17 protein-coding genes and 1 CRISPR repeat array are annotated in these 26,213 nt (G+C 41.5%); of the genes, 11 read left to right on the top strand and 6 right to left on the bottom strand.

The genetic code is table 11. From position 1 onward, the window contains the following. The first annotated feature begins 199 nt into the window (after positions 1–199). Both prfA and prmC read left to right on the top strand, forming a co-directional pair. On the top strand, positions 200–1,288 hold the full coding sequence (gene prfA / locus L2096_RS00795) for a peptide chain release factor 1 (RefSeq protein WP_004938871.1): 1,089 nt from the start codon (positions 200–202) through the stop codon (positions 1,286–1,288). Next, positions 1,288–2,106 (top strand): peptide chain release factor N(5)-glutamine methyltransferase, encoded by an 819-nt coding sequence (prmC, locus tag L2096_RS00790; RefSeq protein WP_250364702.1) that lies wholly within the window; start codon positions 1,288–1,290, stop codon positions 2,104–2,106. The genes prfA and prmC overlap by 1 nt, the downstream gene beginning before the upstream one ends. Here prmC and L2096_RS00785 read toward each other — a convergent pair. Further along, entirely contained in the window at positions 2,091–3,104 is a 1,014-nt protein-coding gene (locus L2096_RS00785; RefSeq protein WP_171496964.1) for an AraC family transcriptional regulator, read from the bottom strand. The genes prmC and L2096_RS00785 overlap by 16 nt on opposite strands. A 166-nt stretch (positions 3,105–3,270) precedes the next feature. Here L2096_RS00785 and L2096_RS00780 point away from each other — a divergent pair, with 166 nt between their 5' ends. Continuing rightward, positions 3,271–4,041 carry a 3-hydroxyacyl-CoA dehydrogenase gene (locus L2096_RS00780; protein WP_151840640.1) on the top strand — a complete coding sequence of 257 codons (771 nt, stop codon included), beginning with the start codon at positions 3,271–3,273 and terminating at the stop codon, positions 4,039–4,041. 147 nt (positions 4,042–4,188) lie between these two features. Continuing rightward, positions 4,189–5,835, top strand: coding sequence for an AMP-binding protein (locus tag L2096_RS00775; RefSeq protein WP_250364701.1), 1,647 nt, complete (start codon positions 4,189–4,191; stop codon positions 5,833–5,835). A gap of 47 nt (positions 5,836–5,882) precedes the next feature. Here the strand turns inward: L2096_RS00775 and L2096_RS00770 are convergent, their stop codons facing one another. Beyond that, on the bottom strand, positions 5,883–6,464 hold the full coding sequence (locus L2096_RS00770; protein ID WP_004938858.1) for a flavin reductase family protein: 582 nt from the start codon (positions 6,462–6,464) through the stop codon (positions 5,883–5,885). A gap of 30 nt (positions 6,465–6,494) precedes the next feature. Next, a complete protein-coding gene (mprF, locus tag L2096_RS00765) occupies positions 6,495–9,065 on the bottom strand; it encodes a bifunctional lysylphosphatidylglycerol flippase/synthetase MprF (protein ID WP_250364700.1) in 2,571 nt (856 codons plus the stop codon). Between the two features lie 174 nt (positions 9,066–9,239). Here mprF and L2096_RS00760 point away from each other — a divergent pair, with 174 nt between their 5' ends. Then, positions 9,240–10,940, top strand: a complete 1,701-nt coding sequence (locus L2096_RS00760) for an Hsp70 family protein (protein WP_250364699.1) — start codon at positions 9,240–9,242, stop codon at positions 10,938–10,940. Between the two features lie 110 nt (positions 10,941–11,050). On the opposite strand, the gene L2096_RS00755 is transcribed toward L2096_RS00760, so the two are convergent. Beyond that, entirely contained in the window at positions 11,051–13,036 is a 1,986-nt protein-coding gene (locus L2096_RS00755) for an MFS transporter (RefSeq protein WP_250364698.1), read from the bottom strand. A gap of 120 nt (positions 13,037–13,156) precedes the next feature. After that, positions 13,157–13,544: a CRISPR direct-repeat array (repeat unit 28 nt; unit sequence TTTCTAAGCTACCTGTGCGGTAGTGAAG). 276 nt (positions 13,545–13,820) lie between these two features. Here L2096_RS00755 and L2096_RS00750 point away from each other — a divergent pair. From L2096_RS00750 to L2096_RS00735, 4 genes are read left to right on the top strand one after another with little or no spacing between them, the layout of a single operon-like run. After that, complete coding sequence (locus L2096_RS00750; protein WP_250364814.1) at positions 13,821–14,561, top strand: HesA/MoeB/ThiF family protein; 741 nt, start codon at positions 13,821–13,823, stop codon at positions 14,559–14,561. 46 nt (positions 14,562–14,607) lie between these two features. Further along, positions 14,608–15,906 carry an ABC1 kinase family protein gene (locus tag L2096_RS00745; protein ID WP_151745940.1) on the top strand — a complete coding sequence of 433 codons (1,299 nt, stop codon included), beginning with the start codon at positions 14,608–14,610 and terminating at the stop codon, positions 15,904–15,906. An 18-nt stretch (positions 15,907–15,924) separates the two neighbouring features. Continuing rightward, the gene (folB, locus tag L2096_RS00740; RefSeq protein ID WP_004938848.1) at positions 15,925–16,305 is read left to right on the top strand and encodes a dihydroneopterin aldolase; all 381 of its coding nucleotides are present in this window, start codon (positions 15,925–15,927) and stop codon (positions 16,303–16,305) included. Beyond that, complete coding sequence (locus L2096_RS00735; RefSeq protein WP_250364697.1) at positions 16,262–16,723, top strand: 2-amino-4-hydroxy-6-hydroxymethyldihydropteridine diphosphokinase; 462 nt, start codon at positions 16,262–16,264, stop codon at positions 16,721–16,723. The genes folB and L2096_RS00735 overlap by 44 nt, the downstream gene beginning before the upstream one ends. Positions 16,724–16,861: 138 nt before the next feature. Here the strand turns inward: L2096_RS00735 and coq7 are convergent, their stop codons facing one another. Beyond that, complete coding sequence (coq7, locus tag L2096_RS00730) at positions 16,862–17,497, bottom strand: 2-polyprenyl-3-methyl-6-methoxy-1,4-benzoquinone monooxygenase (protein ID WP_250364696.1); 636 nt, start codon at positions 17,495–17,497, stop codon at positions 16,862–16,864. A 4-nt stretch (positions 17,498–17,501) separates the two neighbouring features. Beyond that, entirely contained in the window at positions 17,502–18,824 is a 1,323-nt protein-coding gene (locus L2096_RS00725) for an MFS transporter (protein ID WP_004938840.1), read from the bottom strand. A 169-nt stretch (positions 18,825–18,993) separates the two neighbouring features. On the opposite strand from L2096_RS00725, the gene L2096_RS00720 reads away from it, so the two are divergent. Both L2096_RS00720 and L2096_RS00715 read left to right on the top strand, forming a co-directional pair. Continuing rightward, positions 18,994–21,675, top strand: a complete 2,682-nt coding sequence (locus tag L2096_RS00720) for an autotransporter assembly complex protein TamA (protein ID WP_250364695.1) — start codon at positions 18,994–18,996, stop codon at positions 21,673–21,675. Between the two features lie 24 nt (positions 21,676–21,699). Then, positions 21,700–26,196: a translocation/assembly module TamB domain-containing protein gene (locus L2096_RS00715; RefSeq protein ID WP_250364694.1), complete on the top strand. Its 4,497-nt coding sequence runs from the start codon at positions 21,700–21,702 to the stop codon at positions 26,194–26,196. Positions 26,197–26,213 lie beyond the last annotated feature (17 nt).

Raw genomic sequence — 26,213 nt, 5'->3', positions numbered from 1 at the left:
TATTTAAATCCCTCGACATTCCTTTATCAGCTTTGTGAATCATTAAAAAAACAACTAGGTTTTTTCCTTACTGCGCAATCGCTATGTCTTTTGCATAGGAGAGTCTGTAAACTATGCGCAATTTTTTATTCTTAGATGGTTTGTCAAGTCTTAGTCAGATTAAAGCTAACCAACCAGATTTATTGAGATTGTTCTTCTTATGAAAGAATCGCTACGTTTACGTTTAGATCAATTGTGTGATCGTCATGAAGAGCTGAATGCATTGTTGGCCGACGCCGAAGTTATTTCAGACAATAAACGCTTTCGAAAATTATCGCGTGAGCACAGTGACTTAAATGAGATTGTGCAAGTTTGGGGACAGTATCGTCAGGCTGAAGAAGACATCAAAACAGCAGAAGAAATGCTGGAAGATCCTGATTTTAAGGATATGGCACAAGAGGAGATCAAAGAAAACCGTGCTTTGATTGAAACGCTCGAGGGCCAGTTAAATATTTTGATGATCCCTAAAGATCCAAACGATGCCAATGCGGCTTATCTCGAAATTCGTGCAGGCACGGGTGGTGATGAAGCTGCGATTTTCTCTGGCGACTTATTCCGTATGTACAGCAAATATGCCGAGACTCAAGGCTGGCGTATTGAAGTGTTATCTGAAAATGAAGGCGAACATGGCGGCTATAAGGAAGTGATTTGCCGTGTCGATGGCGATAGCGTATATGGCCGTTTAAAATTTGAAAGTGGTGCGCATCGCGTACAACGTGTTCCGGCAACTGAATCTCAAGGCCGTGTGCATACCTCTGCCTGTACAGTTGCGATTTTGCCTGAAGTCGATGTAGATACTACCGTCGAAATTAATGCGGCCGATTTACGTATCGATACCTACCGTGCGTCGGGTGCCGGTGGTCAGCACGTCAACAAAACCGATTCGGCAGTGCGTATTACGCATATTCCAACGGGTGTTGTGGTTGAGTGTCAAGAAGAACGTTCACAGCATAAAAACAAGGCCAAGGCGTTAGCACTATTGGCATCTCGTTTAGAAAATGCAAAACGTGCTGCGCAAGAAAGTGCGACCTCGGAAATGCGACGTGATTTGGTGGGATCGGGCGACCGTTCAGAACGTATTCGTACCTATAACTATCCGCAAGGTCGAATGACGGATCATCGTATCAATTTAACGCTTTATAAATTGGATGCCATTATGGAAGGTGATTTGACTGAATTACTCGATAGTTTGCATCGTGAATATCAGGCTGATCAATTGGCCATGTTGGCACAAGAGAATGGTGGTTGATGAATATTGCGCAAGCACTAAATTTGCGTGGTGAGCCTGACAGCTATGAACGGCAAGAGGCAATCTGGCTGCTGGAACATATTGTTCATCTTAATGCGCTAGAGCTTAGAATGCGTTCGTTACAAGTATTGAGTTCAGAGCAAGAGCAAGCTTACCTTGAAGGCTTAGTCCGCTTGGCACAAGGTGAGCCATTGGCCTACATCACGGGTTCGCAGCCATTTTGGAGTCTGGATCTGATCGTGACTAAAGATACGCTAGTACCACGACCAGACACCGAAATCTTGATTGAAACGGTACTCGAATTGACCTTGCCCAAGCACAGTAACGTGGTTGATTTAGGTACAGGAACTGGCGCGATTGCGCTGTCTCTGGCAAAAGAGCGTCCAGACTGGCGCGTATTGGCGACAGATATTTATCAACCTACACTAGATATTGCCGCAAAAAATGCCCAGAAGCATCAGCTAGATCGGGTGGAGTTTGTGTGCGGTGCATGGTATGAGGCAATTCCCGCACAGCGATTTGATTTGATTGTATCTAATCCGCCCTATATCGATGCCGATGATATGCACATGCAGCACTTGGCTACAGAACCACGTCGTGCCTTGGTTGCAGATCATCAGGGTTTGTCTGATCTTGAGCATATTATCAAGCAGGCACCTGAGTGGCTCAATGTTGATGGATGGTTGGTGCTCGAACATGGCTATGATCAAGGTAATGCGGTGCGGCAGATTTTTAATGCAGCAGGGTTTGCGCAGGTGCAAACAGTAAAAGATTATGGTGGAAATGACCGTATCAGTTTGGGTCAGATGAAGGGTTGAGTCTGCTGCCGATAGGCTCCTGGGCTCACACCAGTCCATTTTTTGAATGCACGATGAAATGCACTGGCTTCATGGAAGTTGAGTGCATCACTAATTTCTTGAATGCTTTGTTGTGTATGGGTCAATCGATCAATCGCAATATCGCAGCGGATATCATTTTTCAGCTGCTGATAGCTGGTATTTTCATTTTTTAATCGCCGTTGAATGGTGGCTTCTGATAAGCATAGCTGCTGTGCCAGTATTTTGAGTTCAGGCCAGCTCGACGGGTGTAGATGTATCAATTGCCTGCGAATAATAACACTCAGCGCATTTTCATTTTTATATTTGACCAGCAAATTATGCGGTACCTGTTCTAAAAAGGCATGTGCAGCTTTTTTATCTTTTTTTACTTTTAGCGTTAAATAACTCAGATCAATTTCAATGCAGTTGACCGTATCATCAAATACGATATTTTCACAGAATCGCACATAATAATCTTGAGGATATTCAGGTTGAGCGCATTTCACACGGATCTGATGAATCGGAATACGCTGATCTGAAATCCAACACAGCAAGCCATGAACCAACATGATATAGGTGGCATAGGTAAACATCCGTTTGATGTGTGTCTGGTCATCGAGATAAATATAAGCCTTGTGCTGGTCTATCTCGAGTCGTGCGCGAGTATCATCAAGAAGTAAATTAAAATAATCCAAAATAGTATGAAGCGCCATTTCTGTTGTGTCTGTCGAGATGATGAGGTAGCAAAGAAGTTTGTAACTTCCATAACGCATTGGATGTGAGTCCATGCCAAAAAATTCATCATTCAGACATTTGGCAATTTCAATCCAGAGCTGCGCATAAGCCGATACTGAAATACGCGCCTTAGGATATGCCAGCAATTCAGGTGAAATACCTGCACGCAGGGCAATTTGATCGATAAAAATGCCACGTGCGAGGGCGACACTCAGGGCTTCATTGACGAGTGCGATTGAAATAGTACCTTTGGTGTGTTGCATCGTCACGTTTTGAATATCCCATATCTGAAAAAGCCACATTGAACGTTCTAATTCACTGGCCAAATACCTCAGTAGAATTGAGGTGTTTTGAAATTGTACTTCGGTTCGTTCGATTTTAACCTGTAAGTGTGAATTCGCAATAAGCATTCAGTAGGTAAAAATAGCAATGAAAATTAAGGATAAGCATTTTATTGTGACGGGTGCGGCTTCTGGTTTGGGTGCTGCAACGGCAGAGTATTTAATTGCTCAGCAAGCCCATGTGAGTTTGATTGATATGAATCTCGAGGCCGGACAGGCCACAGCAGCCCGTCTGGGTAAAGGTGCTCAGTTTTTTCAGCTCGATGTAACGAGTGAAAATGAAGTACAACGTTTTTTTGAGGAGTATCTTCACCAGCATGCCGCGCTATATGGCCTGATCAATTGCGCAGGGATTGGCCCTTCAGCCAAAGTGGTGGGAAAAGACGGCCTGCATGATCTCGCATTATTTCAAAAAGTGATGAATATTAATGTCACAGGTTCATTCAATATGTTGCGCTTTGCGGCAGATGCCATGCTGAAACAGACCGATCCGCTGCATGATGAAGATCGTGGCGTAATTATTAATACAGCGTCTGTTGCTGCATTTGATGGTCAAATTGGACAAGCTGCTTATGCGGCATCAAAAGGTGCAATTGTTGCCATGACCTTGCCGATTGCACGTGAACTGGCACGACATGCAATACGTGTAGTCACGATTGCTCCCGGCATTATGGAAACACCCATGCTAAAAGCAATGCCTCAGCAGGTACAGGATGCGCTGGGCCAGATGGTACCGTATCCCTCAAGACTCGGGCGGCCAGAGGAATTTGCAGCACTGGCTGGTCATATTATAGAAAATAGCTATATCAATGGTGAAGTGATTCGACTCGATGGCGCGATTCGAATGGCTCCAAAGTAGAGCCTAAACTAGGTAGGAAACGATTTAGTGGGTGAGTGAAGAGGAAGATGGGGTCATACACGTCTTAACCACGACAACAAAAACAAAAAAACCGTATGGAAAACAGATTGATATCTGTCAGCAAAATGGAAGAGCGAGACGATAAAAATGAAAACATTAGCACAGGCATATGCAGAATTTGATCTAGATCAACTGATAGAGCAACAGCTTCATGGCTCGGCACAATACATCAATGCCTTTGATGAATGTTGTGGCCGATATATTGGACAACACAAAACAGCGCTGATTTGGGAAGGAAAACATGGCCAAGTTGAACACTATACCTTTGAGCAGCTCGATCTACGTTCAGCACAATTGGCCAATTTTTTTAAAAGTCAAAATATTCGTGTTGGTGACAGTATTGCAGGGTTATTGCCTCGAACGCCCGAGCTTTTAATCACAATTTTGGCCACATGGCGAATTGGTGCGATTTATCAGCCCTTATTTACTGCGTTTGAATCTAAAGCCATACAGCATCGTATCGAAACTGCAAATACTCAGCTAATCGTTACACATGCCGAACATCTGCATAAATTGAATCAGCTTAATTTGGACTCGATATTAGTGGTCGATTCAAGTGATGAGTCAAATCAAAATCTGCCAGATTTCTGGACAACCCTGAATCGCTTTGAGTCGGTCTGTCCGGTTGAATATCGAACATTTGAAGATGACTTTTTACTCATGTTCACTTCGGGAACCACAGGGCTAGCCAAATCGGTTCCTGTACCACTTAAAGCCATTTTGGCATTTAAAGGTTATTTGCAACATGCTGTAGATTTAAGAGCGGAAGATGCATTTTGGAATTTAGCAGATCCAGGCTGGGCTTACGGATTGTATTATGGAATTACGGGCCCGTTGAGTATGGGACATCGCATCCTCTTGGATGAACAGCCGTTTAGTGTCGATCGTGCAGTAACATTACTTCAGAAATATCAGGTTAACAATTTAACAGGCTCTCCTACAGCATTTCGGATGTTCTTTGGTTTTAAAGAAAAATTTGATGCACAAATTGCTCAACATTTAAGAGTGGTAAGTAGTGCAGGAGAGCCGCTGACGCCTGAAGTGATTCACTGGTTTAAAGAATATCTTCAGGTCGATATCTATGACCAATATGGGCAAACTGAATTGGGTATGGTGATTGGTAATCATCATGCACTTCAACATGAAGTCAAGATCGGATCGGCTGGTTTTGCAATACCTGGGCATCGTTTTGCTGTTTTAAATGAACAATTGCAAGAACTTGAAAAGGCTGGTGTTGGCATATTGGCGATTGACTGGACACAATCGCCACTCATGTGGTTTAAAGGTTATGCAGGTACAAATCGAAAATCATTTAAAGGTAATTATTATTTAACTGGAGATACTGTTCAACTCAATGAGTTGGGAGGAATCGATTTTGTAGGGCGTGCAGACGATGTCATTACAACGTCGGGTTATCGTGTTGGTCCATTTGATGTCGAAAGTACCTTGCTCGAATGTGAAGAAGTGCTTGAGTCTGCAGTGATTGGTAAGCCTGATGCTGCACGCACTGAAATTGTGAAAGCGTTTGTGGTGCTTAAACCACAGCACCTTGCTTCAGATGCTTTGAAAGAAAAGCTTCAGATGTATGTTCGTGGTCGATTATCAAAGCATGCCTATCCTAAAGAGATTGAATTCATGGCAGCTTTGCCCAAAACCGTTAGCGGAAAAATTCAACGTGGCGTGCTCAAACAGCAAGAAATCGACAAAATGAAGATGCATGCTTTAATCAGTTAGGTTTAAAAAAAGCAGGTTGCTCCGTGGCTCAACCTGCTTTGAAGTATTTATTTATCGGTTTTTACTTCATCGCCAATGGTGTAAAACGTTCCACCAGCGATGTAATGCAAACTTTTCAGTTGTGGATCGGCATCATCAAAATACCAATGTCCATCGCGAAATACACGATCATCTGCCCATGCACCTACCACTGAGCCAATGAATAGATCATGTTCTTGCTGGTTGTGGGGTTCTGGAATAAGTTTACACACTAACCAGGCGATACAACCTTCAACAAGTGGTACATCTAGCCCATCCTGATAAAAAAGTTTGGTTCCACATTGCTCGAGTTTATTGGGTTCATTAAATAAGCTTAATGTTCCCAGTTCTTTGGTCATATCAATTTGAGCAAGACAAGGAACCTGTAAGGCAAAATAACCGCTTTCCTCAACCAGTTGACGCGTTCGTGTACTTTTATCTAAGACTACGGTCACTTTTGCGGGTGAAAATTCAAGTGCACAGGCCCATGAGGCAGCCATGACATTTTCTGTATCTCCCGACTTTGCAGACACCAATACGGTTGGACCATGATTAAGCAAGCGATATGATTTAGGTAATTCAACCGATTGAATGTGTGTATTATGATGCATAAAAAATTTTACCTTTTAATGGAGATGTGGCTATTTTTTGATAATTCCTTTCCATCCGCCTGCAATTAAACGCGTGATGGTTAACAGGGTAAAGGGAGCAGACAAGCCAGCGGGTGTTGCTAAATAACGTGATTGCCACACCGGATTGAATTTAGCTTTATATTCATAAAGACCTTCAAAATTGTAAAATTCTTCACCAAGATCAAAAATCGTGGTGCCAATTTTGTGCCAAAGTGGCGCAAGAGGATGCCGCTCTAAACCAGACAATGGAGCTACACCTAAGTTGAACCAGACATATTGCTGCGTTTTTCCCCATAGCATTAGCTCCGCAAATATAAAATCCATCACACCATTTGGAGCCAATGGGTCATAACGCATTAAATCTATAGAAAGCTCTTCATGTGAAAAAGTTTCCCACAGATTGGCAAAAGCCATAATTTGACCTTCAGGTGATCGTGCAACTGCCACCCGCGTTCGGCAGATATAGGCTTCACTAAAAAAACCTAACGAAAATCGTTTTTCACGAACCTGTTTTTGTGTCAGCCAAGCGTCAGAAATTTCTTTCAGTCGATTAATATTGGCCACCACGGCATCTCGTTCAAGTACTTCAAAGTAATAGTTTTGTTTAATTAATTTATTTCGACCTCTGCGCAGGTTATCTCGTTTTTTTCCTTCCAGTCCAAATTGTGATAATTCAACGCGAGCTTCTTGGCCTAATTTGAGTAAACTTAGTCCAAGATCAAGATAAATCGGTAAATATTCTTCACTAATTTGATAAAAAACAATTTTGGCACCAAACCGATCGGCCTGTTCTTTGAATTTCCAAAGGAGTTCGCCAAATGCCGACGAAGTGCCTACCGGATCTCCCATTGCAATCCAGTATTTTTTGGTCGTAGCGTAGGCAATAAATGCGGATCGATCCTCTGACCAGAAGATTTTTTTATCTCCCAGTAATGCTAAAAAGCCTTGGGTATCATGAGTCTGATGGAGAATATTTTCTATATCGTTAAGTTCGGATTCATCAAGTTGTTCAATATGTTCAGGTCGGGAAATTCCAAATAATTGCCAGATAAATATTGCAACTAGAAGTACTGCAATTACGATAGATGAACGTAAAAATCGTGAAACATCATTTTTATAGGAAAACTGCCACCATAGATCATCAGAGTAGATAACATGATGATAGGCAAAAAAGCCTAGCCATGTACTGCCTGCGACTACAAGAACGATACTGATGAGCCAAAAAGGCTCTGGTGATAGCTCAAACAGTGATGATTTTCGATAAAAATAACGATGAGAAATTAAAATACAAACAAAAATAATGAGTAATGCAACAACTTTAACCCAGCCACTTGCTGTCAGAACTGAGCTTAAAATTGCCAATGCCAAAAGAATTAATGCGCCGTACCATGCTGCATCTAGTTTGAGATAAATACCCCGTGCTAGAAATAGCAATAATACCCCAACGAGTGAGCCCATTAAGTGGGATAGTTCCAGTACTGGCAGTGGGATGAAGTTGCTCAGCCAGTGCAGATTATTGGGTAAAGTGGGTAAAGCCCCTGAAACCAATAGATAAGCACCGCTTAAAAATAAAAATAAGGCAAAAATTTGCGGCACTACAGAAGGAATTATTCGTGTTGCGAGTTTTTCTGCCTGAATAAGTTTACTTCGATGCTGATAAAAATCTTTTAAAACCAGTAAAGTTCCAGCAATGAATAAAGGTAAAAAGTAATAAATCACCCGATACAAAACCAATGCAATTGCAATCGCGGGTTGGCTTGTTGCCAATACATTGCTGGAAAGCCACAAAAAAGAACCTTCAAAAACGCCAATACCACCGGGTACTTGAGAAACTAAACCTAGAAGCTGAGCCAAGATAAAAATAACGATAAAGCTTTCAAAGTTGATGCCTGGAATATCTTTTAGCAATATCCAGAGCACAGTAGAGGCCAAGATAAGATCTGAACAAGCCAGTAAAGTTTGTAAAAAAGCAGTTTTGGGGGAAGGAAGATCGATACTAAGGTTTTTAACTCTTATTGGCTTTTTAACAAGAACAACGATGCTCCAATACATGATCAAAAATCCTGCACTCAACAAGATTAAAATATAAAAGAGATGTAACTGATTTAGATGATCGAGTACATTTGCTGGGGCAAGCACAATTGAAATTAGTCCAAGCGTCATCAGACCAATAAAAAAAGTCAGACTTAAAAAAGCCGAGATTTTTGCAATATCCCAGCCCTGAACGCCCATTTTTTGATAAAAACGATAGCGAATTGAACCCCCAGAGGCCCATGCATGCCCAGTGTTGTTACTGATAGCAAAGCTGACAAACGAAGTGAATAGAATATATCTATATTTGGTGTTGCGATATCCTAATGACCTTAGAGCCAAAACATCATAAAGTGTAAGGAGTAGATAGCTGGCTAATGTCAAACCACATGCCATTAGCGCGATTGACCAAGGAATATTGTTCCAGTGTTTAAGTAAGCCTGAAAACTCATGGGTCTCTAGTTCTTTATGTATGATAAATAATGCTATGCAAAATAAAATGACTGGCGCATATTGAATTATCTTTTTGAGGAAGGGCTGTTTGAGCATAAGAAAAAAGTGCCAAAATCTAAACTATTGTTGTTGATTTAAGTATATGCATTTTTAATCAAATACCTACCTGAATATTGATGATTTTGAGTCGTCAAACATATTTTTCTTGGCTAGAATGTGAATAGCTAAACCTACTCTTTTCTCAACGAAACTTTTAATATTTGATAAAAAATGAAAGAAATAAAACCTTTAATTGGCATTGATCTTGGAACAAGTAACTCGCTTGTAGGTGTATTTGAAAATGGTCAACCCAGACTCATTGAAAATGCTTATGGAAGCAAATTGACACCTTCGGCAATTGCGATGGATGAAGATCAGCAAATTTTGATTGGGCAAGCCGCTTTAGAGCTACGCGCTTCTGGTCGGGATGTCTTGACGAGTTTCAAACGTTTGATGGGTACATCTAAACCATTAAAATTAGGAGATCGTAGTTTTTCAGCGATTGAGCTTTCATCACTGATTTTACGTTCTCTTAAACAGGATGCTGAGCATGCTTTGCAATCTGAAGTTGATGAAGCAGTGATTACTGTGCCCGCTTATTTTAATGATATACAACGTCAAGCCACAATTTCTGCCGCCGAACTGGCTGGCTTGAAAGTAAGTCGCCTTATAAATGAACCAACTGCTGCGGCTTTAGCTTATGGACTTGGTCAGAATGAGGATAGTTGCTTTCTTATTTTTGATTTAGGCGGCGGTACGTTTGATGTTTCAATTGTCGAGTTATTTGATGGTGTTATTGAAGTACGAGCCAGTGCAGGAGATAATTACTTAGGTGGAGACGACTTTGTACAGTTAATCATGAAGCAATACTGGAAAAAGAATGCTTCTCTATTTGGATATAATGAAACTACGATTCCTTATGATGTTGAAATTGCATTAAAAGCCAAAGCTCAATATTGTCTACATGTACTGAGTAAGCAGACATCTACCCAGCTTAATTTTAAATGGAATGATAATGAAGCAACACTCGAAATTTCTCAAGATGATTTGACCAACTGGGCAGAGCCGTTGCTATTAAGATTACGCCGTCCGCTTGAACGAGCCCTGCGGGATGCCCGAATTTTACCAAAGCAAGTAGACCAGATTATTATGGTAGGCGGAGCAACGCGCATACCTGCTGTACGCAAATTGGTTACCAAATTGTTTGGACGTTTTCCTTCAACCAGTATTCAGCCAGATGAGGCAATTGTTCGAGGCGCATGTATTCAGGCTGGTTTAAAAGCAAAAGATCAATCTTTAAAAGAAGTGGTTCTAACTGATGTTTGCCCATTTAGTTTAGGAATTGCTGTAGGTGATGAAGATCAGTTTTCACCTATTCTGGAGCGTAATATTGTCATTCCAGCCAGTAAGGTAAATACCTATACTGCAATGAAGAAAGGCCAGCGAGAGATTGTGGTGCAGATTTATCAGGGTGAACACCGATTATGTCGAGAAAATGTCTCTCTAGGCTCTTTAACTGTACCATTACCCCCAAATGACGATTACTTATCCATCGATGTTAGATTTTCATATAATCCTAACGGAATTCTGGATGTGGATGTGGATGTTCCAGCAACAGGTGAGCGATTACAAAAGGTTGTGGTGAATCATCAAAGTGTCATGTCTGTTGATGAGATTGAAAAAGCTCGGTTACAACTCCAATCACTTAAAATTCATCCACGAGATAACCTGATTAATAAGAGTTTACTATTACGAGCCGAGCGTCTGTATAGTGAACGAACGGGTGATCTTCGTTATCAAATTGGCGATCGTACAGAACGCTTTAATCAAATTCTCAATCAACAGGATGAACGACAAATTCGTGAAGCCAGACAATATTTTGAGGCTTTCTTGAATGAGGTTGAAGATTTGAGTTTGTTCGAAGAATATTAAATAGTTTTGAATGACTAACAATGACCATGAAAAACCTTTCATGACGTAAACATAACTTTGTTGAACGAGTGCCTGTCAGAAATTTCATGCACTCGATCTTTACAACGCAATTAACTCAACTGTTTTTTTATTTTTATGCTTTGATAAAGATAAAAAGCAGTGATAAGGCCTAAGATAAGGATATAAACTCCAACAATTATAGTAGCGATATAAGAGATATATTTGATAAAAGAAGAAAATTTTTTGGTATTGAATATCGTAAAAAATAATCCTACGAAAGTTAAGCAGGCGGCATAAATATAGTGCTGAGAATTTTCAGATATAACAAAATAGCCAACCGATCCAACAAAAGCAATTCGAAGCAAAATAATGATGATTGCTTTGCGTGTAACTTGTTGTTCGGTTAAATCATCCGTATTTTTCTTGGCACCAAACACGTAAAACAGCGGTCGAAATGAATCTGGAAATAATAAACAACTGATCGGAATTAAACTAAAGCTGATGAGCCAAGGTCGATACGGTTGACCCAAAGTATAAAAAATAAAACCAAATCCAAGACACAAAATTGCTATACCTATTCCTATCATCAGATAATCATATTTAATATAAGCGCTTTGAAAGATACGATTCATATTTTTATGGGCATCTAGTTTAAGGCAGCCCAACAGAATAATTGTAAAAATTACCCATAGATAACTCAGTGAAGAATACAGAATCGTTGGTAGAGCTGAAGCGGCAATGCACATAAGAAAGCCGCTGATAAACCAGATTTTCTGATAGCGAAGTAACTGCTCATCACGATTTGGAAAAGCCAAAATTTTTGCATGAGTTATAGGTTGAACAATAAATGTAAATACGATGAAAACGCCAATTGAAATTAAAATCAGACTTTTCTGTGTAAGTAAATTTGATAAAAACTGATTCAATACGAAGAAAGTAGCTACAGAAAGTACTAAATTGAATAAAACAAAGTGTTTTATATGATTGATGCTTTTAAGAAAGTTGTAGTTGATATTGGATGCGGTATCGTTTATCTCAAATTGATCAATAACATCCATGACGTTCTGTTCTGGATGATGGTGTCCAAGCTGTTTTTGAAGATGCAGCATCTTAAATGGATGAAAGCTTTGTGAACTTGAAAGGTGCTCGAAGATAGAATAATCCTCATGCGATAATGATTTATATAAATCACGTTTCTGCAAAAAATCATGCAAGCGTTGCTGTAGTATACGACGATAATAATGATCGTTATATTCATGCAGATCATCTGGATATACATCATTCCAACGCTCAAGAAACCTGAAATATTGTGGGCTCATCGTATCTACTCTTAGCTCTGCCACAGCACTCATGAGTTGGTCTTTAATCTCAATTTGCTGCTCAAGTGGTAGATCAAACTGTTGATTGAGTAGTAAGCTAAATCTTTCAAAAACGTCATCACTAATATTATCTTCCCACAGTAACTGTTTGACTTGATAAAGCTCATCAGTGACAGGATCAATTCCCTGAGTAATATTTTGATCAGATTGTTCATCATTAAGGTCAATAACCATTTCTGAATGATTGTAAAACTCATCAGTTTGGTCAGATGTTATAGTTAAGTGTTCTGTCGATTCTGCTAAATAGCCGATAAAGTCTTCAAGATCGTGATCACGTAACAAGTGATCCATGCGTTCAATGTAAGATAATCGCGTTACCTCTTCATTCACTGTATTGAGATGATCACCAAATTCGTGCAATGCTTCTCGAATATTAAAGTGAATGTCTTGCTCGATGATACGCTGCTGAATTGCAAGATAAATTTCTTCAAGTTCGTTAACTGATGATTGATTAATTTCGATTTCTTGAACAGATTCAGTTTGCTCAATTAAATGGTATGTATGTTGTTCATGATTAAAAATAGAATCATTAATCTCTTCTTGATCAAACAATTCATACTGCGCTTCATATTGGGCAGTTTGAAGGGCCTCTCTCAATGAAATAAACTGATCTGGCTGAGTGTCTTGATCAATTTGTTTGAGCTTTATAGCGTATGCTTTCTTAATTGCTCTTAAATTTGTAGTAGGTTCTATTCCAAGTTGTTGCCATGCAGTCATTTCTTTTACTCAAAATTTTCTTATCTATCGTCAGTAAAAGCTGATATGAATCAGCAAAGTAATATTTGATTGATAGTTTGAGTGACTATTTTAATATGCTTCAAATGATTGATCAAAATATATTAAAGCTACCTGTGCGGTAGTGAAGAGAACACCGTACGCGCCGCAGATTTACAGATCTTTCTAAGCTACCTGTGCGGTAGTGAAGGCTATTACAACAGTTAATACTGTTGAAGAGCTTTTCTAAGCTACCTGTGCGGTAGTGAAGGAAAGCGTTAGCGCTAGGAACTTTTACCAGACTTTCTAAGCTACCTGTGCGGTAGTGAAGCACCATTTGTCTTGATATTTCCAAATCAGTTCTTTCTAAGCTACCTGTGCGGTAGTGAAGGAAATGTGAGTCTAAAAAATAGCCACATTATCTTTCTAAGCTACCTGTGCGGTAGTGAAGCGACATCGAAAGCGATAATCAACAAATTGACTTTTCTAAGCTACCTGTGCGGTAGTGAAGAGTAATAAAATATAAAAATATATATTAAAAACAATATACTAAAGCAAATAAAATAAAAATACCTATTTTATTTTAGCTCTAACTAAGTATTTGATTTTATTTAACTATTAAAGAGTAAGTAAAATATTGGGGTAAAAGTTCACTTTTGTCAAAATAAAACATCTCACAACACAAGCTTGTCTTTATAATCATGACGATGAATTTGGTATTGATAAATTGGGATAATCACGAGTGAACAATCAGGACAATCTGGATTTAGAGCTAAATGATGCCGAAATGCATTTATATAGCAGACAAATTTTACTCGATGGATGGGATTTAGATGCTCAAGAAAAACTAAAGTTCGCCAATGTTTTGATAGTAGGCGCGGGTGGAATCGGTTGTGCAACAGCAGAGCTGCTGGCTCGAGCAGGCGTAGGCAAAATCACGCTGATTGATGCCGACACCATTGAAACCAGTAATTTGCAACGTCAAATCGCATTTACACCTGCCGATATCGGGCAGTTTAAATCCGATACTTTGGCAAAACGTCTGATGCAAATCAATCCGCATATCCGTGTAGAGTTTTATGTGGGTAAGCTTGACCAAAGCAATGCCGATGAGTTCGTTCGACAGCAAGATTTGGTATTAGACGGTTGTGATAATTTTACAACGCGTTATGTGGTGAATGCAGCATGTAAAAAAAATGCAATACCATTAATTAGTGCATCTGCGATTGGATTTCAAGGTCAACTCTTTATGGTCGATGCGGATTCGGCCTGTTACGAATGCTTGTTTCCAAAAGAGCAAATGACAGATGAAGGCTTACGCTGCGCAGATTCAGGAGTGCTCGCCACCACACCCGTAGTCATGGCCTCACTTCAGGCGCATCATGCGCTGCTATATCTGGGGTTAGACAAAAGCCCACTCAAAGAAAAGTTATTGCTTTGGGATGGACTCAGCATGAAACAGCGTATTTTACATTTTGAAAAAGATACAAATTGTTCCACTTGTCAGGCAAGTTTGTCTGTAAACTAAACTCAGTTTGATACACTGTCCAATGAGTTAAATAACATTGAATCATATGAAAAAAAATATTCTGTTTGATGGACTGCGCTCGGTTGCACGAATTGGCGAAACCGCTTTTTTTGCAGCCAAAGCTGGCTATAAATATGCAGTTGAAAAGCCGAGTAATGCAAAATTGATGCGTGAAACCTTTGAATCACTAGGGTCGACGTATATTAAATTAGGTCAGTTTATTGCCAGTACGCCATCGTTATTTCCTCGTGAGTATGTCGAAGAGTTTCAAGGGTGCCTAGATCAAACGCCAACGCTCCCTTTTAGTTATATTCAAAGTGTACTCGACAGCGAGTTTGAGGGACGCGATTTAGGGCAAATTTTTGCATCGATTGATGAAAAACCGCTGGCTTCGGCATCTATTGCGCAGGTTCATGCTGCCAAGCTGATCACTGGTGAAGATGTGGTCATAAAGGTACAAAAGCCGGGTGTTGAAACCATCTTGTATACCGATCTCAATGTGGTGCATTGGGCGACACGTATGTTTGAACGTGCAATTCCTAAGGTGAAGTTTGCATCGCTATCTGACATTGTTGAAGAAATCAAAATTCGAATGATTCGTGAAGTCGATTTTATCGAAGAAGCGCAAAACCTAGATGACTTTACTGCTTATCTCAAACTCACCAACAATCAAGCCGCAACTGCCCCAAAAGTTTATCATCAATTCTCGACGCGTCGCGTGTTGACTATGGAGCGCTTATACGGCGTTTCACTTACGGATTTTGATGTTGTAAAACAATACTCTAAAGATCCTTCGCAAGTGCTGATTACTGCCATGAACACGTGGTTTGGTAGCTTGATGCTGTGCAAAAGCTTTCATGCCGATTTACATGCAGGGAATTTGATGCTGCTTGAAGACGGACGTATCGGGTTTATCGATTTTGGTATTGTAGGTCAACTCAACCCACAAGTCTGGACAGCATGTCTGGCTTTTATGGATGCCTTACAAAAAACCGACTATACGGCCATGGCTGAAAATATGCTCAAAATGGGCATGACCGATACTCAAGTCGATACGACGGTGCTCGCGCAAGATCTTGAACGACTATTTAGTGGTGTATTACTTGCCGATCCACAAGATATTCTCGCGTCGAAACCCTCTGATTTAAACGACATCATGCTGGATGTGGTGGCGGTGGGTGAGCGTCACGGCATTAAATTTCCGCGTGACTTTGCGCTTCTATTTAAACAAATGCTGTATTTTGATCGGTTTATGCGCATCCTTGCACCTTATACCGATATTTATGCAGACCAGCGTTTGAAAATGGTTCAAACTATGGAGCCACAATCGTTGTTAAAGCATTAAATGTCGAGTTTGTTCGTTATGGATGCCATTGTTATTGAAGGCCTAAAGGTCAATACCGTCGTGGGCTGTTTTAATTGGGAGCGTCAAATCAAGCAACCTTTGTTACTCGATTTAACCATTCATAACGATCTGCAACGGGCAGCACAATCTGATGAGCTAGATGATACGCTTAACTATGCATTGATTTGTGAATTAGCTGCACATGCAATCGAGCATGCTCAGCCTAAACTGATTGAGCATGCCGCCCATCTGGTCTTAAAAAAATTGTTTGAGACTTTTCCCACGATTGAATCTATCATAATTACCATTCGTAAACCTGCGATTATTGCAGAAGCTCAGTCGGTAGGAATTCGCCTTGAACGCCAACGAAAACATTTTTGCGCTCGCACTGGCGAGTAATCATCTGCCAGAGCAGCATTTCGCGCAGGCTTATCGGGTGATTCAGTCGTGGGGTGAGGTACAGTTTTCAGATGTTTATCTCATTCCATGCCGAGATGATGTCGGTCAAGATTATTGGAATTCGGCCTGTTTGCTCATCTCAAACAAGACATCTGCCGAGATTGAAGTCGAGCTTAAGCATTTAGAGGCACAAGCGGGGCGTATCCGACCTTCACACCAGATCAGTTTAGATATCGACTTAATCGCATGGGGTAAGCAGCTCGATCAAATGCAGTTTAATCATAAAAAAATGCCGTTGGCACTTGATGTGAAAATTCCACTTTCTACGCTGTGGCAAAATCCTGCCCTTGCGGTTGAAGTGTATAATTTTCCAGTGGTTGATTTTAAAACTGATCATTTTTACGCATCGACGCATTGATCGATTTTTTAGTTGTTATTTATCTTCAAACATCTATTTAAATATAAAAAATCAAGCTTGATAAATATCGATTCCCTTTAGCATCGCACGAATGAATACGAACTAAAGGGGCGTTTAATCGATTGCTTGATATGCAAATTAAATATAATAACTGGTTGTCGTCATGAGTTTGGAAATCGCAGTCATGGTAATTTTGACTGCAAATGGCAATTCAACACCGCCAGCCTCAAGTGCCGATTCGCGATGATGTAGTTCATCCTGATTCATTTGCTCTAAAATTCGTTTAGATCGATCATCGTGAGCAGGTAGCTGGTCTAGATGACTTTGTAAATGCAGACTTACCTGACGTTCTGTTTCGGCAACAAAGCCCAAGCTATATTTGTCGCCTGCAATTCCTGCAAAAGCACCCATACCAAATGAAAGACCATACCAAACTGGGTTTAATAAACTTGGCAGACTGTCTAGTTCTTTAAGCCGGTCTTCACACCAAGCCAAATGATCCTGTTCTTCTAGCGCAGCTTGTTTCATTTCATCACGGACATTTGGCAATTTTGCGGTCAGTGCCTGCCCATGATACAGCGCTTGCGCGCAGACCTCACCAGTATGGTTAACTCGCATCAAACCTGCGACATGGCGTGCATCGCTGACACTTAAATGGGTCGATGCGTTCTCTGCCGGATTGCTGCGCTGGGCGGCTGTTGCGCCTGGTACTAAGCTGCGCAACGCCTGATCAAAAGATTGAATGAGTCGATCAACACCATTGTACTGACGCATAGAATTAGTCCTCTAAAGTATCTTGAGCATTATGCAGCATGGGTGGAAGTTTACGTAAGAGCCAGAATGTGAATACTGCACTGAATATGGCTGTAATTATAAATAATATTTTAATGTCTATTTTTAAAATACTTAAGATGACAATCGAAAAAATGGCAGAACTCACCATAAATGCGGCATTTAAAATATTATTGGCTGCCACTACGCGTGCGCGGTGAGAGCGAGGAGAATAGGCTTGCATCATGGCATAGAGCGGTACAATATAAAATCCACCGCTAATTCCCAGTAAAGTGACAGCCAGCATGACATGATAATACACTTGTCCGGAGGTGAATATCTCTTTTAGGCTAAGCAGGGCGCCGGTTCGTTCTGGAACAAACGACAAACTTGCGGCCAGATAAAAGGCAAATACAGTCAGGCCAACCGCACCAATCGGAACCATCTTGATGTTGAGCTCAGACCCACCAATTTTACGGCACAGCAATGATCCCACCCCAATGCCTACCGAAAAAAAGGTGAGCAAAAGACTCACAACATTTTCAGAAGCATGCAGGTTTTGTTGGGTCATTTGGGGAATCTGGGTAAGATAGGTCGCACCGTAAAACCAGTACCATGAGTTTCCAAGCAAAATGGTGAAAATCAGCGGTAAACTTTTGGCATAACGAATGGTTTGCAAACTGGTTCTAAAAAAATTCCAGTCGATTTTAATATCAGGCGCAGATACTTTTTGTTTAAGTACGAAGCGACTGCAAATGTACCCAATCAGGGCAATGCCGACCACCATTAGGCTGATCCATAGTAAATTGCCATCTGACGACGCAATCACTGCACCGCCCAAAATCATACCGAGTAAAATTGCAATTGAAGTGCCCGACTGAAACAGCGCATTTCCAGACATGAGTTCATTGGGTTTTAAAATCTCTGGTAATATTGCGTATTTGATCGGCCCAAAAAAAGTGGAGTGAATGCCCATCATAAAAAGCGCAATCATCAGTAAATACAAATGACCAGTTAAGAAGCCTGCCATACCGATTAGCATGATCACAATTTCAAGAATCTTAATGGCTCTAACCAACTGAGCGCGCTCATATTTATCTGCAATTTGCCCAGCCGTTGCAGAAAAAATAAAGTAAGGCAAAATAAACAATAACGCAGCAAGATTGTTTAAGGTACTCACACTGGCATTTTGTTGGCTGATCCAGCCATAGGTAATGACCAGCAACAAGGATTGTTTGTACACATTGTCATTCAATGCGCCAAAAAACTGGGTGAGAAACATCGGCAAAAAACGACGAGTGCTCAGGAGATGTTCATTGTTTTTCATCATGTGTATATTTCATTGCGTTTTATTAAGAAGTGTCATTGCCTTGTTAAGTTTGCTTCAAAATCATGTATGATACTTCGGTAGTTGATCGAGTGAAAAATCAATTGATTTATCAGTATTATCGGTACATTTGTGCAGTCCATTAATAAAATAAGTTTAGAGTTCATTGTACATGCTTGCGACCAAAAAATTTAAACAGTCCGCGCTTGCCCAGTCTGTACGTTTTATATTAAATGTACATGACCTGAACAAACTCATCTACACGAGCATGTTATTGGGTTTGACGGTGTCGACCAGTTACGCTCAAGAAATAAACCCATCTGTTGCTGCATCGAGTTCATCGCAGACTCAGCCTACAATCGACTCTAATGATCTTAATAATAACGTTGCCACGAGTGTATCAACAACAGCACCTAACCAGCAGGATAGTTTGGCAATCTTGCAACAACAAGCGCAATCTTCAAAAACAATTGCAGAATTCAAACCGATAGAGTTTGAAGATCTTGAAAATTTACCATCGACTGCCGTAGATTCGGCAATGGCCAACGAAATTTACCGTGTTGCAGAGCAAGCCAAAGCAGAAGCTCAGGCCACTGCATCAAGAGCACCGACTACAGCGACATCTGCCACGACCAATCCATCGCAAGATCTGGCACAGATTAATCAGGCTCCCGTTAATGTTGATAATCTGATGCAGCAAATCCGCTCGGATAGCCAGATTAATGTTCAGGCCAATACCACTGGTCAAACGCTTGAACGAACCAGTCTGCAACAAGCCAGCCAACCCGAAGAAAAAAAGGGATTCTTTAAACGAATTATCGATAAAATTAAGCCAAAGCGAGACCTTGGCGGACAATCCATTCCTCGTATTACGGCAGAGGTAAAAGGTGCTCCAACTGAGCTGGCTGCAAATATTAAGGCGAAGTTATCGAGTTATTCTCAAGAAGCTTTTCAAGATTTTAATAGCTCATTACCTCAACTTCGTAACTTATCGAATCAGGCTGCGCAGGCGGTGGGATATTACAACGCCGAGTTTAAATTTGAAAAGTTGAGCGACTCCAAAGTTCGTGTCAATGTTATACCGCATGAGCCAGTTAAAATTGAAGAGCAAAATATCGACTTCACTGGCCCAGGTGCATCGCTGCCTCAATTCCAAGTGATTCGGCTTGTTCCTGAACAAGACGTGGGCGATATTTTAAATCACGGAAAATACGAAGAAACAAAATCACGTATTGCGACAGTGGCCTCAGATAACGGATTTTTTGATAGTTATTGGCGCTTGCATGATGTGCGTGTTAATCAACCTCAAAATACAGCCGACATCAATTTAAAGTATGAAACAGGCGAGCGTTATCAGTTGGGTAATGTTGAATTTCGAATGAGTGATCCTTCGAAGAAAATTCCCCTCGATATGGATGTATTGCTCAGCATGACACCTTGGAAAGAAGGAGACGACTACACTTTCTGGCGTGTCAATGCACTGGCCAACAACTTGACCAACTCCCGTTACTTTAACTACACCTTGGTCGATACAATTAAACCAGACCCGATTCAAAAGCCATTAGAGTTGCCGCCAGATTTACAGGCCTTGGTGGATCAAGATAATCAATCACAAACGTTACAACAAAGCCCTCAACAGGGTAAAAAAGTTGTGTCTGCAAATGAAGTGACGCAAAATGTTGTAGATGAAGCAGAGTTTGCTGGCACACAAGCGTCTGACAATCAAGAACGAGCATTACGATTACAGCGTAGCGAGCAAAAAGAACAAGAATCTGAGCGTAATCAGCTTGAAAATAAAGCGCGTGAAGAAAAGAAAATTCCTGTGATTGTGACACTCAATGCAGATCGTTTAAACAGTATCGAAACTGGTTTTGGTTATGGAACCGATACGGGATTTCGAGTGCGTGGTCAGTATCGCCGTGCGATCGTAAATAGCCGTGGCCACTCATTCGATGCCAACATGGAAGTCTCGCAAATTCGTCAAGCGGTCGATGTGCGTTATAACATTCCCTATAAACATCCGCTCAATGATTACATCAGTATTGTGGGTGGGTTTGAGCGTGAACTTGACAATGATATTGGACCAAACGTCACCCTTGAAACTCAGACTGCTGTGATTGGTGCAGAGCGTATTATCAAAAATCCACTGGGCGGTTGGCAACAAACCTATGGCGTTCGCTATCGCGTTGATTCACTTAACCAGCGCGGTACGGTTGATGAATCTAGTCTACCAGATGCATTTAAGGTACCTGGTTCCGATCCAAATCAACAGGCTTTGCTATTTGGCTATTCAGTTTCTAAAACCAGTAGCAATAACAATATCAATCCGACCAAGGGTTTTAAGCAAACCTATAAGCTTCAGGTGGCAAGTGATGCCCTGATTTCAGATGCCAATATTATTATGCCAGCTGCCGCTTGGCGTGCTATTTATTCAGTAGGTGAAAATGACGATCACCAATTTGTCGGACGAGCAGATTTAGGCTATATCTTCACCAATGACTTCGAGAAAGTACCATACAATTTGCGCTACTTTGCCGGTGGAGATGAAAGCATACGCGGCTTCGATTATAAGAGCCTTGCACCACTCGAATTTGGCTATAAGGTGGGTGGGCAAGCCTTGGCTGTTGGATCACTTGAATATAATTATCAGTTCAAAGAGGGTTGGCGAGCTGCGGTATTCTCTGACTTTGGTAATGCTTACGATAAAGATTTTAATACACCAACAGAATATGGTGTAGGGGTGGGGATTCGCTGGAAATCACCTGTTGGACCAATTCGTATCGATGTGGCATCGGGGATTTCCGATCCAAACCATCCGATTCGTTTACATTTCTTTATTGGCCCACAACTTTAAAACAAAATTTGTACTAGGATCATTATGGGTGAATTCGAACAGCAACCAGCTCAAAAACCAGAAAAAAAACGCCGTATTTTAAGAAGTGTTTTATTTACGTTCGGCATTATTCTGCTGTTTTTAGTGTCTGCCTTGACTATCATGGTATCGACGGACCGTGGGAGTAAATTTTTGCTTGATCGGGTGATGGAACGCCAGCAAATTATTCGCTACGAATACGAAGGTGGAAATCTGCTCAACGGTATTATTCTGCGTAATATCTTAGTCAAACTCAAAGAACTCGATATAAAAATAGATCATGCCGATATTGGGCTGGGTTGGCGTGCACTGATCAATAAAGAGGTGCATTTAAGCCATGCTGATGTGGAAAATTTGCAGATTATCAGCTATGCCAAGCCTACCGGAGAACCATTTAAGTTTAGCGAAATCAAACTGCCGTTTATTTTGCGTGTGAATGAAGCCAATGTGGATCACTTGCGCATTCAAACCAGCGGAACTCATGTTGATTTTAATGATATCTATCTCAAAGATGCATTATGGTCGGGCACAGAGTTAAAGTTTGAAGATTCAGAATTCGATATGGGCTATCTGGCGGTAAAAAATGCCACAGGCCAAATGACCTTTAGCGGGAAATATCCGCTGTCGCTTACAGGTGATCTAAGTTTACCGTCCTTAAATAGCCTGAATATTAAAACCATTAAAGTGGCGGCTAAAGGGACTTTAGACACGATTCAGGCAGGTGTTGCAACCAATACACCAGATTTACTTACAGGATGGGTCGTGGTGCATCCTGTGCGTGATCATGTGCCAATGTTTGGTGAACTTCAGTTTAAGAACTATCATCTTCCATTGTTGGCCGAGCAAAAGCTTTTTGCCAAAAACGGCGTTGCAAAATTTAAAGGGGATGTCCAGTCATTAGCCCTTACGCTTGATACAGACTTAAAGGGCGAAAACATCCCAGAAGGGCAATATACTGCCAATATGCAAACGGATCTGGTCAAAGGATTAACCATTCAGGATTTCAATGGTCAGCTCATGAAAGGATCTGTCAATTTAGCCGGTTATGTGGGATGGCATGATCGTGTGACATGGGATGTGAATGGTCGTCTGAATCGATTAAATCCTAAAGATGAAGTGATTCCGCAAGCGATTCAAGATTTTCTACCGCCTTCACTCGATGCCAATATTAGCTCGAAAGGAACGCTTGAAAATGGAATGGCACTCACTGCCAATCTTGATTTTGACAAATATGAAGCGTGGTCGGTTAAGCTGAATCAGGCAGAAGCCAAGGCAAAACCACAGCCGTTATTGCTGGATATCTCATGGAGTAAAATTGATCGTGCCATGCCATACATTGGTTGGCTCAGTAGTGATTCCGGGCAAGTTAATCTGGCGTTAGTTGACAATAAACAAGACATTCATGTTGCGACAGTCATTAAAGCACATGAACAGGCAACGTTGCCTCCCGGTCAATACGATGCACGACTAGATTTAAAAGACAATATTTTAAATATACCGGCATTTACTTACAAAGCCACGCAAACTGGTAGTTTAAGTGGACAAGCGAAAGTTGAGTTGCCAACTGAAAAGCGTCAGCTTAAATGGAATGCATTTCTAACGGCAAAAGACTTCAATCCGCAATCGATCTCGACTGCTGCGCCTGTCGATCGTTTGAATGGACAAGTCAAAGCCAATGGCTATGCCAAACCCAACCAGCAGATTATTCAGCTTAATGCGATTGATTTAAAAGGACATTTGGCAAATTCTGGGCCAAATGATGTGATTGAACTGACGGGTACCAGTACGGCTGCCATGGTTTTTCACGATGAAAAATCAGGTGGTGGTTTTAAAGGCTTCGCTGTTCAATATGACGGCGGTTTAAATGCGCTGAATCAAGGCAAAGGGTTACTCAAATTTAATATTTCAGGTACGCCTGAATTGATCAAAATCGCACAGCTTCAGCACGATGGTGTCGCAGGCAAAATTTTTGCCAGCGGGCTGGTGAATCTAAAAAATGCAATTGCTTGGGATATCAATGCTTCTCTGGTGCGATTCAAGCCACAGTATTTTGTTTCGAGCGTTCGTGGTGAAGTATCTGGTAATCTAAAGACGCAAGGGCTGTGGTCTGAGCAAAGCAAACGTATCAATCTGGAAAAACTCAATCTCGCGGGCTATATCAACAATAAACTGGTTCGTGGAATGGGGAATCTTGCGTTGGTGATCAATGCAAATCAGAAAGGCTTATTACCGCAGCAGTTTGAAGCCAATAATCTCTTTTTAGCCTATGGGAAGAACCAAGTTCAAGCCTCAGGAAATGCACAAAATTTACGTTTAAAAGTAAATGCACCTGCACTCAATGAGATTTATGCACCGCTGCGTGGTCGTGCTTACGGTTATTTAAATCTACAGGCGCAGCCACGGCTTAAAGCGACGGCGAATCTGGCTGTAGATAATTTTGGTCTGAACACCATCAGCATCAAAAAAATTCTGATTCAAGGTGAATTACCAACATCTGAGAGCGTTCCAACATCACTCAAAGCCACATTAAATGATTTACAAAGTGGCACGCGTCAAATCCAGTATGCAGGCATTACCTTGTCTGGTACGCGTAAGGCACATCTGGTTCAACTTCAAGGCTGGAATTACTATTCTAAGTTTTATGTACAACTGGCGGGTGGCTTTAATGCCTCAAATGACTGGCTTGGCCAGATTCAGCAAGGTGTATTTGATTCTCGTCGTGCGGTATTAAAGCAGCAGCAAAATGCGGCTGTAATCTTTAATCGCGCTCGCCAAGAGTTATTTGTGGGGCAGCATTGCTGGGCCAGCCAGCAAAGCCAGCTATGTTTTGATCAGCCGCTACGGGTGAGTCAGCAGCGTGGTAATGTATCCTTTGCAACTCGTAACTTAGACTTAAATGACTTTGCCGCATTTATGCCAGAGGGGCTGGCCATTACTGGTAAGCTCAATGGTTACGCCAAGGCCAACTGGGCCAACGGCGGCAAGCCCCAAGTCGATGCACAGCTGGTTACGCGTAATGGTGAAATTGGTTTGGCAGCGTCTGATCCGCAAGATCCAGCATCGACGTTGAGCTATAACCAGTTAAGTGTGATTGCTAAAAGTGTTCCGCAAGGTTTGCTAATGCGTTTAGATGTACAAACAGATGCAATCGGTACAGGCTATGCCAAAGTTGTCATTAATCCGTATCAGACACCAATGCCGATGTCAGGTGAGGTCGCATTTAACAATGTGCAACTCAAAGTACTCAAACCATTTATTAGTGATGTGCGCTCAATGGCAGGCACCTTGTCGTTGGCGGGTAAAGTTAATGGAACACTGACGCAGCCACAAATAACTGGAGAAATGCGACTAAAAGACGGTGCAATCAGCATGATTTCGCTACCTGTCAATCTCACTAACATTCAGTTGTATTCATCTATTCGCCAAGATTCTGCAAGTATTAACGGTGCGTTTAACAGTGGTCGTGGTGCGGGCACCCTTACCGGAGATATCGACTGGAAAGGTGATCCGCGTATCAAGTTAAATCTTAAAGGTGAAAATTTACTGGTTCGTCAGGCGCCATTAATTACGGCACTGGTGACACCGGACATCTCGATGGAAGCGTATCCTGTAAGTAAGCGCTTAACGGTGCAAGGAAAAGTCGATGTACCACGTGCATTAATTTCGATGCCTGAAGCGACTGAACCTGTGGTTGGTGTTTCTTCTGATGTTCGCGTGGTGCGTGAAGGCCAAGACCAGCTGGCGATTTTGCGTGCGGCAAAACCATGGCAAATTCGTGCGGATATTGGCGTTTCGATTGGCAATCAAGTCATTTTCCAAGGTTTTAATAGTCGTATTCCATTGGTCGGTCGTTTGAACCTTACCCAGCGCGGTTTAGATACTGCAATGAATGCCTCAGGGGCAATTGGGGTGAGTCAGAAAGTTAAAATTGAAGCCTATGGGCAGAGTCTAGATTTAAATCGTGCAATTGCCCGTTTTAATGGACCGGTTTCAAACCCAACCCTTGATGTCGATGCTAATAAGAGCGTGCAGGGCAGTACGGTCGGTGTACGTGTTACGGGAACAGCTTCGGTACCGAATATTCAGATTTACAATGATGCAGGGTTGTCTGAACAAGAGGCACTCAATGCCTTGGTGACAGGCCGAATCAATGAAGGAAGCAGTAGTTTAAGCAATACGGCCGGCTTTAAATCGGATGTGAACAATACCATTGCAGCAGCAGGGATCAGTATGGGCTTGGGTGGAACGCGTGCACTGACGAATCAGATTGGTCGGACCTTCGGTTTGAGCGGTTTGGCTCTAGACGCACAAGGCACAGGTGATGATACCCAAGTCAGCCTGACGGGCTACATCACACCAGATTTATTTATTCGATATGGTGTAGGCGTATTTACACCAGTCAATAAACTGACCTTGCGTTATCAGGTGAATAAGCGCTTATACCTTGAAGCGAGTCAGGCACTGGAACGATCGCTCGATATTTTCTACAACTGGCGCTTCTAATGCCAGAATAAAAAAAG

It is taken from the genome of Acinetobacter sp. ACZLY 512 (genome assembly GCF_023614015.1).
Lineage (GTDB): Bacteria > Pseudomonadota > Gammaproteobacteria > Pseudomonadales > Moraxellaceae > Acinetobacter > Acinetobacter soli.
Note: the sequence above shows the minus strand (reverse complement) of the source record. Positions and strands in the feature narration are given on the sequence as shown.